Raw genomic sequence first — 11,315 nt, forward strand, 5'->3', positions numbered from 1 at the left:
GGCATTATTCCTGTGTGGTTTGGATAATTTGAGTGGTATCAATTCCATTAGCCAAGGTAATCTCATGACTCCAATCTGGATAAAAGATACCCAGTTCTGCACCCAGTTTGACAGTATCATGGGCAATCTCTGGTAAATCTTGCCACTGCATACAGTCAATCAGGTTATCATTGACCCATTTGACAATTTCTACATCATTTTTAATCATCAAATAGATGGCATCATGGATTAGGCACACTGGCATAATGTCATAACGATAATCAGATGCCCATACACGCTGCATAAACTCATTTACCGCACGGTTAGTCAATTGACAATAAGATTGTCCACTGATGGCATTACCCACGCTACGAGCTTCTGCTTGAGCCTGATAAGGGGTCTTGGTGGTATCTAACACTGTCTTAGCCATGATGGGTGTTCTGATGCGTAAACCAAAAGCGACATCAATATAGCCTTGAGATGCACATAAAGCCAGTTTATCAGCAATCCAGTTACCTGATTGAGCATATAACTGATGATAGTTGGCTTCAATCTGCTTGGCTTCATCTTCTGCAAAACCACAGTTTTTCATAAGCGTATGGTGTGTACCCTGATAAGTTAAGGCAAAGGTTGGAGCTTTACTCATCTGACGGTACTTGGGATATTTGGATTTGATGGAATTGATACTCTCAATGCTATTTGGGTCAATATCTGGCATCTTATCACCCCAATAGGCATAAGCACGCAAACAATGACCATCATAACCGTCTGTATAAACTTTGAGCTTATTACTGTCTTTGGTTAGTAGGGCATTGATACGGTCTTCTAGACTGGCAAAATCAGCACCTACAAATAACCAGTCATCTGGTGCTTGAAAGCACTGTTTGACCAGTTTACCAAAGGTAGAACCACTGGGTAGGTTTTGTAGATTAGGGTTACTGCTGCTTAGCCTGTTAGACAGCGTACCACCTAAGTTAAAGTTACCATGTAGATAATGCCAGTTATCTTTTGGCTGTGCTTTTTCAAAGGCTGGGATAAATGTGGACAGTATCTTTTGGGCTTTGGCATATTCTACCAATGCGGTTAATAAAGCCACAGTATCAGGCTCATCAGTATGGTTAATGAGCTTTTCTAGTGTCTTACCACCTACAGCAGGCTGTTTATTGGGTGTGTAATCCAAGATAGGCATCTTAAGATAATCATATAACAGATAAGACAAATGAGCTGTACTGTTTGGTTTAAACAGATAGTCTTTGACTTTATCCATAGTATGTTGTTTGGTCTTAAGGTTCTTATTAATCCGCTCAAGCTCACGCTTTTGTAGCATATGAGTAACTGCCTTGATATGACGGTTATCATAGATACTTTGTAGTGCTGCTTGGCTTTGGGATAGTAGCTGTGCTTTGGCTTGTACCACTTTATCCATATTCATAGGCATACCATGTAGCTCAATCTGCACGATGGTCTTAATAGACGGTAGCATGATGGCTTGATAGATGGATTCTTGATTGTCCTTAAGCATCTTTGGCTTATACTGGGTATAGACCCAATAAGTCGCTAGGGTATCTTTTAAGTTATACTCAAGCACCGTAGCCAAAGGGTGAGCTAGGACATCTTTGACATCAATGGCATAGTTGCCTGTAAATGGTTGGGATAGCTCTTTTAATCCAAGTGTATTACCTTGGGTGTTATTGGTAGCTAAGTAAGCGATAATCATGGTGTCTTCTACACGGCTACACATTGTATGCAAACCATGTAATAAACCACGAAAATCACGAGCATGGCTCATAAAGCAGTTATAGATGATATGCTTAATATCAAAAGTTGCGTTATGGAAAATCAGCGTACCTTTATAAGACTCAAAAAACCGCTTAAGTCTTTGGTTATCTGTTACTTTAAATGCTACGCCTTCATGCTGATTATAAGCAAAAGCAATGCTGTATAACTGACTACCTAGCTCTAAACCAGTGGTTTCAATATCACAAGCCAAAGTGGGATAATTATGCAAATAAGCCAGTGCATCATCTATCTCATCATCAGTAGATGGATAACTGGCTTTATGGATAATATCCCCTAAAGGCTGATAATTACCTTGGATATGATTCACCAAAGTCTGTAATGAAAAATCCAGCTTAGTGGCTGAAGTGGGGTTATACAGCAATTGACCGTAGTTAATGCCAAAGACAATTTGGATATGCTCAAAGCCTTTTAGCTTACATGGTAATACATAACCAATGTGTCTGTCTGCTTGGCTTAAACCAGTCAATGCTTTAAAGTAAGTAGCATCTGCAACATACAGATACTGGATACCATGATGGCTAAAGGCTGGTAGTAGCTTTAGGATTTGCTTACGAGCAGCAGTAACGGACAGTTTACCTGTGCTAGGATAACTAAGCTCACAAGCCATCACATCAGTGATATTGTGATGAGCCAGATAATCCACATAATACTGCTCTAACTTGACTGTATCGTAATAACTGTCCTTAATTAAAATAGCGACAATGGGATTGTCTGAATAATCACAACTACGCATATAAACTCCGTAATAACTGGGCTTGGGCTAAGATGGTGGTAATCTCATCAGGAATACTCCCTGTAGTTCCACCACGATAATCAGGGTTATATGATACTGCTGTTTGTTTGGGAAGCCAAAACAGTAGATGCTTAGTGCCATCAGCTCTCATCATCTTATTAAGATAAGCAGTGAGTTTCTTATAAGCTGTTTCATACTCTGACACACAAGCCAAATACGCATCTGCCAGTGGTGCTAGTGATGCTGGTAATGGCTTAAGTGTTGTCCAAGCTCTGTCTGGGTGAATCAAATCACCTTTATACAAAGCTCCATGAGCATGAGTTAGCTCAAAATGCTGATTAAGTAGCTGTGTCTTTAGCTCCTGCATTTGCGTATCATAAGGGGTTAGGATATGCCGTACAATGGCATTAACCTGTAAAAACTTATTACTGTTTAATATGTTATAAACCATTAGGATAAATCTCCAGTCAGATAGACACGATGCTTAGCACGAGAAAAAGCCACATAAAGCAGTCTTAGTGTCAGTGCTAAATTGGTCTTATACACATTTCTAAAGTCATTGATATTGATAAATACTTCATCAAAAGTACTGCCTTGGCTTTTATGTACAGTACAGGCATACATATGGCGTATATCCATAAAGGTTATAGAATTACCTTGGGTATCTTTACCATAGAATGGTAAGTTCTTATGAGTTAAATGCTCTTTATCTTTTGGATTAACCAGTACTGTAACCACATCACGAAAAGTATCAGTGATACTTGAGATATGTAACTGATAAACAGGTATGGTTGTATTACCAGAAGTTAGCTCTAATTTTTGGGCATAAGTAACCAGCATTACTCTGTCTTTTTGGGCATAATTGACTTTATAGTAACTGTCATAAAGGTCATAATTACCATTCACACAAACCAAATCACCTGCTTTAAAATCAGCAGAGCCAGTAACTTTATTATGAATTTTGTTATTGGCTCTATGGACTTGGTGATTGGTGTAGTGTAATACCTTAGTGTCTATCCCAGCATTGATGCTTTTGATAATCTGTTTATCCCATTGGTTTTTATCCAGATGAATGACTTGTACATCATCTGGGGTAATGGGTTTTAGTAGATTATCAGCGACAGATTGTCTAAGTAGCGTAGTACAGTTATCTAAATGCTTGGCATCTTTTTGTCTAACCACTTCATTAAGATGGTAAGTCTTAAAGCCAGCAGTAAAGACAGGACAAGTATTTTCATTAACAGGTGGTAGCTGATGCTCATCACCCATAAACAGTACACAGATAGGATACTGATAGACAAGGGTCATCAGACGCTCTAATAGCACACTGTCCATATATGAGCATTCATCAATCACTACCAAATGTGGGTGGGTAGTGGTGATTAAACCATCATAATAGTGATAATTTGTGCTACCTGCTTTGCTGCTCTTAGGTGCTGCACCTATGGCTTTATGCGTGGTGCAGATAGGTACACGATGATGTAAGCCAGTAGATTTAAGCAGTGTTCTTAGTACTTCTGTGGCTTTATGGGTCATGGCGGATACCGTGATTTGTACTGGCTCATAATTAGCACCCAATAAATCATAAGTACTCACTAGCTTATAATAATCCAGCAGTACTTGAGTGAGTAGGGTGGATTTACCAGTACCAGCATAGCCTTGTACCACAATAATCCTGTCAATGGGATTGTCAGGTAATGGATTGGTTATTAACTGTAAAATACCATCTTTGGCTTGTTGCTGGTCATGGGTGAGTTGTAGATTTGACATGAATAACACTCCCAAATGGGGCAATAAAACAAGGATTATCAAAGATAACCCAAATGACTGGTTGTTTTGGCTTGGGTAGATTATCAATATTAAAACAACCATCTGTTAATACAAACAGTGCTTTTGAGTTGGTTTTGATAAAGGCATCTAAAGCCACTTCTGGACAAGTACCGCCACAACCTTTAAAGGGTAGGGTGGTAAATCCTTGTAGGGACTTAACCGTACGATGGTCTTGTAGCGAATCATCAAACTGAATAATATCTAACTGTTGTGGTTTTAGTAGTTTAAATACTGCTACCACTTCACTGATAAACTCATTAAACTGACTGCTACTGACTGAGCCTGATGTATCAATGGCAAAGCTAATCTTTGATAACTGTGTGCCTTGTAGAGCTGGTAGATAGATACCGTGAGTTAGTAATCTGCGATTAGGTCTTTGCCATGAATAATCTGCTTTAGCCATCTCAAAGAAATACTTACGCAGTACTGTACGCCAGTTTACCTTTGGTGCTGTAAGCTCTTCTAAGAGCCTTTGGACACTGTCTGGTATACTACTACTGGCGTGTTGCATAGACGCTTGTATAGCAGCTTGTACGGCTATCTGCGTGGTTTGTTGTCTGATGGTTTCAATCTCTTTGTCATCTGAATAGATGATGTCTTGATTGCCAATACCATCAGTGGTTTGACCGTGATTATTGCTATTGGATTTACTGGAACTGTCATCATCTGGTAGGTCATCATAGACTTGTTCTGCTGACCAGTTGATGTATTTTTCATCATACATACCACCAGCAATCATCTCAAAGCCTTGCTCTACCAAATTGGTATTAATCACATAATCCGCTGCAATATTAAATTTATGCTTATCACGATTGCCTAAGCGTGTCATATGGCTTAGGATAATGTGCATCACTTCATGAGCCAGTAAGAACTGCTGCTGCTCTAGTGATAAACTACCAAAGAACTCAGGATTAATTAAAATCTTAAGCCCATCAGTTGCTGCAGTAGGCACATTGTCTGAAAAGCTACACGGCACTTGTAAGATTGCATAAGCCAAAAATACGGCTGATGGCTTATTTAATAGTGTAATCTTGGCACGAGAAAGCTGTTTATTTAAACTGGTTAAATCTGCCATCAGTATCTCCATAGTTATTAATTAACCAAATAGCTCAACGCTGAATGCTTTAATCCAATCGCTAGCTTTGGTGGTTAATTGTGGGTTTTGTTTGACAATATAGCGTAGGGCAACAACTTGCATCTCCATACTAAATCTACGCAGATAAATCTCTAGCTTAGTAAAGTTAGCATCTGTGATATTACTAGTTAGCATAGATACCGTTGCCCACTGTAAGCCAATCTCATCAGGTACTGGGTGAGTATCTGGATTGGCTAGGATTTTATCTAAGCTAGGGACTTTATCAGCAAGTCTTAGATACTGCATAAACTCATTAGCCACACCATCACCTAACAATGAAGCCAATAGCGGTAGATGCTCTTGGTTTAGGGTAGGGAGTTCAGACAGCACTTTTGATAGCATCTGCCATGTGCGTGGTGATGCGTATGGCTCTGTGCTGTCTGGATTGAACTTATATAGGTGTGATGGTCTAAAACCAAGAAATGAGATGATACGAATATCAATGCCATTATCTAATGCCCATTCAGTCCATTCTTTAGTGTCTGGCTCAATATAAAAATGAGCAAAGCGTGATACTAAGGCTGATGACATTGGATAAGTAATGGCATTGTCTGTATCTTTATTACCACAAGCGATAATATAGGCTTTATCATGTAGCTGATACTGTCCTACCTGACGGTCTAGGATTAGTTTGTAAGCTGCCGCTTGGACACTGGGTAAGGCTGAATTTAGCTCATCTAGCAGCAATAACCAACCATTAAAGCCATCAGGAATGGGTGTATCTGTGATAGGGAAAGTATCAAAAGGTAGATACTTGGCTTTATTATCAGCAAAATATGGTAAGCCATTCAAATCAGAACTGTCTAGCTCTGTTAAGCGTAAATCAATTACCTTTAAGCCAGCTTTATGGGCTAATTGCTTGGCTAGACTGGATTTACCCAATGCTGGTGATGAATGCAAAAAAGGTACGATTTGGTTATTAAGTAAATGCGGTAGTAGTGATTGAGCTTGTTTTAGTGTGATATTCATAATTAGTACCAATTGTAAAAATAAAAAGTATGATTGGGATTGTCTTTGATGGTTTTGATGATGGTTTCAATGTCTGATATATCATCAGAAGCACTGGTTCCATATTCTGTAGTATCACTGACACCCAATAGCTGATTTGTGGCAAGTTCTTTGGTTTGCTCTAGCAATATCTCTAGGTCATCTAGAGTTACTGCGATATAAGCACAGTTTAAGTCATAATCATAATGCTCTTGTTCACCATCTTTGATATGTGGATAGTAAATATCAGCATCAGCAGTGTTATGACTAAGCCAGTCAAACAAGTAATACCATTTACGCCAATACAGCTCAATGGTATTGGGTGGTGTTGTGGTAGCATGAGCAAACTCATCTAAATCCACATCATCAGGTATGCCATATAAATAAGTATCTAGCCCCATAACAATCCTTTATTAAGCATTGAAGTCAAATCATCTTTACCAGTAATGCCCAGTTGGGTTAGGTATTCAAGCATTAACTGTTCTTCTTTGGTTTTATACCATGATAGGTTAAGTAAACCAGCTTCAGCCAAAGCTCGTTTGACATTTTGACAAGACATACCAGTATCAATGGCAATCTCTTGTAGTGTGCGTCCAGCTTGATATTCACTGGCAATCCAAGCAATCTCTTGTGGGTTAAGTTTCATAGCGATATTCCTATAAGTTAGATAAATCAAAAGCACTTAAAAATGACCAATCATTGACCGTACAATCATAGTAATAGGTCAAAATCAGTGAACTGTCTTTGTATTCACAAAGATAATCAGATGAGTTTTGGGTAACAGGAAATATGTGAATTTCACCTGTATTAGGTAGGCTATTGAGCATTTGGATAATGTTCATATCAAGTCCTTATGCTTTAGGGAATATATAGTAAAAAATGTCTAAAATCAGACAATTAGCATTTAGGTAAACAAAAAATACCCTAAGACAACTTTCGCTGTCTTAGGGCATCATCAAACATTAAGGAAATGGGCTTTAAGATAAAAACCCACAACACCGCCAGCGGCGGCTTATCGCAGAATTAGCAAATTCCATAATTAGAATGACGGATAAGTTCTGCATGGATTTTATCTCCCAGCGATAAAGTAATGGGTTTATGGTATATCTGACTAAGTAGGTCTACTAACAAATCAGATTCATACATTTGTACCAAGATTTCATTATAATGCTGGCGTAGTGTGTTCATATTCACAGGGTGGCAAGCAAAGGAATCATGGATAGTGATAATCTCAAACGATGGATTGGTTAGTACCTGCTCACAGATGCTCGCTAGAGCGTTTCTAAGCTCGTTATTTACCAAGTGGATATTGGTATGGTCAATCGCATTCAGACAAGCCATAGAAGCGAATTTAGATGCTAAATAGCGTTGATTTACCCATAGACTATCATCAATCTCACTACTTGCAGGCGTGGAGTGATGTAAGTGCAGATAGTGCTTTAATTGACCTTTGTTGTAGTTACATCTACGCACCAGTTCTCGTAATACCAAAGCATCAACAGAATGTACCAGATTGGCACAGTTACTGATACCATCAGGGATTGCTTGAACTTCAGTCATGATAATTTGTGGATTGTAGTTAATCTCATCAATATTCACACGGTATTCTGATTTAATTTCAGTAGGTAAATACACGGTATGGTTATCAGGCATAATCCAGCTTTGAATATCTAGCTGTTGCCAGCTGTTTAATGACCAATCCAGTAAGTTCATTGCACCGTTGGCTTCATCAAACATGGTTTGGATAAACAGCGGATATAGCTCATCACCCAAGATTTTCTTAGGGGTTGCTTTACTGCCGTATAGTGCTGTCATTACGCACTTTTTGGCTTGTTTACGGTCAATTACCAGCTGTGTTTCACCTTTGGCTTGAATGCGTTCATTCATGGCTTTAGTAATGGCTGTATAAGCATCAGCACGATTATCTGGGTCTATTAAACCAGTTAAACGCATACCATCTACACAGTTAGTTAGTACACTCATCAGCTGTAAACCTGAACATACACTATCAAAAGCCACTGCATGACCTACTGGTTTACCAGCTTGGCTTTCACGCATCGCATGGACTGCTTTGGCATATAATAGTGGCTCATCAGCAGTGTCTGTATGTTGCTCTAGCTCATCTAGATGGGTCTTTACCCATTGGATACGCTCTTCGTAATTGAGTTTATCTAAGCCATAATGATTGGCAATATCAATGGCTAGGTATTGCATGGGATTAAACTTTTTCATGGGTTACTCCAATTAGACGGTATAGTTTATGTAAGTGAATAAGTTCATTGAATGTATCTATATCATTACATAACTGTTCATATTCCTTGTTAAGGACAATACTTGTTACTATCAAAGTATCATCTACACTGTTATAAGATAAGTATGATGGATACGCGTCCATAATTGCTTGATACTGGGCAATCTTTCTTGATAACTCTTTGGTAGAGATGTTATTGATTTTACCCGTATCAATTGCGTGCTTTACTTCAGCTGTTAAAGGTATGCTGATATACTCTTTGTATGATTCAAGTTGTTTCATGGTTGATTCCTAATAAGCGGTTTGTTTTGGCTTGTGATACCATTTCAATAAATTCAGCAACAGAATTACAAAGGTATTCTTGTGGTTCTTCTCCAGCGACATCACCTACCCAGTAATTGTCCTGTGAAATAACATAAGTAAAGAATACTGGTTCATCTGTACTAAACTCAGGTTCATCTGCATAACTTGCTTGGTAGTCAGTAACTAAGTAATTCAAATCAGCATTAGACAATTCAGGTAAAGTACCTTGTAGCTTGATATGGTTTACTACCCAGCTATAAGGTATGGTGATATAAATAAAGCCTTGTTTACTGTTCATTGACAATTCCTAATAATGTACGCATCTTAAATTCACGAACAAGTTCAGCAAATTCAGTAATGCTATTACATAGATATTCACGAGATTCTGGATAAAGAGTACAAGCTACTGCATAATCATCTCTCTTTATATTGTAAAACAACACAAAGGGTGTTTTGTCATACTTATCACGGTATCGTACTAGCATATCGTAGAATTGGTCTCTGGTAATATTACCCAATATCATGTTATTTCTAAAGTAATCTTGTACCCATGAGACAGGGATATTAATACACAATGCTTCAGGTTTATTCATCGTTATATCCTAATACTATAAGTTTCTTAAAACTATGGACGGTATCGCATACATGGGTAACGGAGCTTTGTAATTCATGGGTTAAGGTAAAGAACTGACAATACTTATTAAAGAGTAGATACGAAGCGTCAGCATCATAGGCGTGTAGATAAGCCCTAGTGTCTTCTATTACCTCGTCCATTGTTATTTTGAACAAGTATCCATGCTCTTTGAGATACGCTTCTACTTTGTCTAAAGGGACTGCATAGTAAAGGATTTGTGATTTAGTATTCATCTTGATTAATTCCTAATAATTTCTTGGTTTTGATTTCACCAACCACTTCAATAAACTCTTGGATACTGTTACAGATATATTCTGTGGAATCGTCAAGTAACAAATCTGAAATGTGATAAGTATCTTGAGTAATGTCATATTGCAGTAGAAATGGGTCTCGTTTATGGACTATACGATAATACTTTAAATCTCTTTTAAAGTCTGACATTGTGTAGTCTATGATGTGGCGGTGGTTATGCAGGTATTTTGTAACCCATACATAAGGGACATTGATAAATACAGCATCTGGTTTATCTGTAATCATGATGGTTTCCTAGTGCTTGATACCCAGTAGTTTTTGGGTTTCATAGTAATTGACTAACTGTACAAACTCATCTGGGGTATTACATAAATGTTCAATATGGTAATTACTGGTGATAGCACTGGTGTAACATAAGTTGCCTGTCATAATGTAATAAGTAAACCAACCCACATCAAAATCATCTTCATATTCATGCTCCATATATTCATCTTCATAAATGCTATGGATATGCTCAGGTAAACTCTCACCTTCTAACCAGTCAAAAGGGATAGAGATATATTCAGTTTTCTTAGGTAGCATAGTAATTCCTATTTCGTATCAGTTTGGTTTATGTTTAATAGTCTATTGGTTTTGCACATTAAGACTTTTTCTACAAATTCATCTGGACTACTGCACAGATGGTCATTGACATAGTTTGCACATATGTCTGGATAACAAGCCATTATATCTGTCGTAGTGTTATAACTAAGCCAGTAACAGTTCTGTTCTTTATCACCATTACTTAATTTGGTGATTGAAGTTTTGTTACGCTCATAGACATCTGCGATAAATGCAGGTAGTTGTGCGTCTTTAAGCCATTTAAATGGGATAGAAATATACATAGGTAGGTCAGGGTACATGGTATCTCCTATTATTCAGCATTAAGTACAAATCCAGATTTATAATCTAAAACCAATCCTACAAATTCATTTGGAAGACGGCATAGGTGTACTTCTTCATAATTATCATGGACATCAAATGATGAATAGAAGGTATCTGTACTGATGTCATAAGTGAAGAAATCTCTTTTTCCTGCGTTGATTAATTCTTGATGTAGCCATGTTGGCATATCCGCATTGCGTAACCATTTGTAGGGTATGGTGAGATATTTGGTAGATGATGTTAGCATGGGTTGTTCCTTAACTGTCTGATAAAGACTAAAAAAGCCAGTACTATGACTGGCTTAGGTGGATAGTTTACTTAAACTGGTACGGTAGTGTACTTTTCAGCATCTAGCTTGGCTTTAAGTAAGTAAAAGGGTTTGGTGGTATTAATGGTTGCTGCAGCATAGGCATCATTTAATAGCTTTTGCCACTCTGCACGCTTATTGTAGAAGGTATTGGCATCAAAGTACCAAATACCACTAGCA

The 11,315-nt window shown here is 38.0% G+C and carries 16 protein-coding genes; all 16 read right to left on the minus strand.

Going from position 1 to position 11,315, the window contains the following annotated elements:
* Positions 1 to 4 precede the first annotated feature (4 nt).
* Positions 5 to 2,512, minus strand: coding sequence for a DNA polymerase (locus ACFBZI_RS10640; protein WP_375716103.1), 2,508 nt, complete (start codon positions 2,510 to 2,512; stop codon positions 5 to 7).
* On the minus strand, positions 2,505 to 2,963 hold the full coding sequence (locus ACFBZI_RS10645) for a hypothetical protein (protein WP_375716102.1): 459 nt from the start codon (positions 2,961 to 2,963) through the stop codon (positions 2,505 to 2,507). Before ACFBZI_RS10645 ends, ACFBZI_RS10640 begins: the two co-directional genes overlap by 8 nt.
* Positions 2,963 to 4,282: an ATP-dependent DNA helicase gene (locus ACFBZI_RS10650; protein ID WP_375716101.1), complete on the minus strand. Its 1,320-nt coding sequence runs from the start codon at positions 4,280 to 4,282 to the stop codon at positions 2,963 to 2,965. Before ACFBZI_RS10650 ends, ACFBZI_RS10645 begins: the two co-directional genes overlap by 1 nt.
* The gene (locus ACFBZI_RS10655) at positions 4,257 to 5,417 is read right to left on the minus strand and encodes a vWA domain-containing protein (protein WP_375716100.1); all 1,161 of its coding nucleotides are present in this window, start codon (positions 5,415 to 5,417) and stop codon (positions 4,257 to 4,259) included. The genes ACFBZI_RS10650 and ACFBZI_RS10655 overlap by 26 nt, the downstream gene beginning before the upstream one ends.
* A gap of 21 nt (positions 5,418 to 5,438) precedes the next feature.
* Positions 5,439 to 6,446, minus strand: coding sequence for an AAA family ATPase (locus tag ACFBZI_RS10660; protein ID WP_375716099.1), 1,008 nt, complete (start codon positions 6,444 to 6,446; stop codon positions 5,439 to 5,441).
* A 2-nt stretch (positions 6,447 to 6,448) separates the two neighbouring features.
* Positions 6,449 to 6,865, minus strand: a complete 417-nt coding sequence (locus ACFBZI_RS10665) for a hypothetical protein (RefSeq protein ID WP_375716098.1) — start codon at positions 6,863 to 6,865, stop codon at positions 6,449 to 6,451.
* A complete protein-coding gene (locus ACFBZI_RS10670) occupies positions 6,856 to 7,110 on the minus strand; it encodes a hypothetical protein (protein ID WP_375716097.1) in 255 nt (84 codons plus the stop codon). The genes ACFBZI_RS10665 and ACFBZI_RS10670 overlap by 10 nt, the downstream gene beginning before the upstream one ends.
* A 10-nt stretch (positions 7,111 to 7,120) precedes the next feature.
* Positions 7,121 to 7,306, minus strand: a complete 186-nt coding sequence (locus ACFBZI_RS10675; protein WP_375716096.1) for a hypothetical protein — start codon at positions 7,304 to 7,306, stop codon at positions 7,121 to 7,123.
* A 181-nt stretch (positions 7,307 to 7,487) separates the two neighbouring features.
* On the minus strand, positions 7,488 to 8,696 hold the full coding sequence (locus ACFBZI_RS10680) for a DNA-directed RNA polymerase (RefSeq protein WP_375716095.1): 1,209 nt from the start codon (positions 8,694 to 8,696) through the stop codon (positions 7,488 to 7,490).
* Positions 8,683 to 8,997: a hypothetical protein gene (locus ACFBZI_RS10685; protein ID WP_375716094.1), complete on the minus strand. Its 315-nt coding sequence runs from the start codon at positions 8,995 to 8,997 to the stop codon at positions 8,683 to 8,685. Before ACFBZI_RS10685 ends, ACFBZI_RS10680 begins: the two co-directional genes overlap by 14 nt.
* A complete protein-coding gene (locus ACFBZI_RS10690) occupies positions 8,984 to 9,316 on the minus strand; it encodes a hypothetical protein (RefSeq protein WP_375716093.1) in 333 nt (110 codons plus the stop codon). The genes ACFBZI_RS10685 and ACFBZI_RS10690 overlap by 14 nt, the downstream gene beginning before the upstream one ends.
* Positions 9,306 to 9,611: a hypothetical protein gene (locus tag ACFBZI_RS10695; protein WP_375716092.1), complete on the minus strand. Its 306-nt coding sequence runs from the start codon at positions 9,609 to 9,611 to the stop codon at positions 9,306 to 9,308. The genes ACFBZI_RS10690 and ACFBZI_RS10695 overlap by 11 nt, the downstream gene beginning before the upstream one ends.
* Before the next feature lie 263 nt (positions 9,612 to 9,874).
* Positions 9,875 to 10,189 carry a hypothetical protein gene (locus ACFBZI_RS10700; RefSeq protein WP_375716091.1) on the minus strand — a complete coding sequence of 105 codons (315 nt, stop codon included), beginning with the start codon at positions 10,187 to 10,189 and terminating at the stop codon, positions 9,875 to 9,877.
* Positions 10,190 to 10,198: 9 nt separating this feature from the next.
* On the minus strand, positions 10,199 to 10,486 hold the full coding sequence (locus ACFBZI_RS10705) for a hypothetical protein (protein ID WP_375716090.1): 288 nt from the start codon (positions 10,484 to 10,486) through the stop codon (positions 10,199 to 10,201).
* Between the two features lie 8 nt (positions 10,487 to 10,494).
* Positions 10,495 to 10,806, minus strand: coding sequence for a hypothetical protein (locus ACFBZI_RS10710; protein ID WP_375716089.1), 312 nt, complete (start codon positions 10,804 to 10,806; stop codon positions 10,495 to 10,497).
* 11 nt (positions 10,807 to 10,817) lie between these two features.
* Positions 10,818 to 11,075 carry a hypothetical protein gene (locus ACFBZI_RS10715; protein ID WP_375716088.1) on the minus strand — a complete coding sequence of 86 codons (258 nt, stop codon included), beginning with the start codon at positions 11,073 to 11,075 and terminating at the stop codon, positions 10,818 to 10,820.
* Positions 11,076 to 11,315 lie beyond the last annotated feature (240 nt).

Origin of the sequence: Moraxella marmotae, assembly GCF_042219885.1 — a bacterium.
Classification (GTDB): Bacteria; Pseudomonadota; Gammaproteobacteria; order Pseudomonadales; family Moraxellaceae; genus Moraxella; species Moraxella marmotae.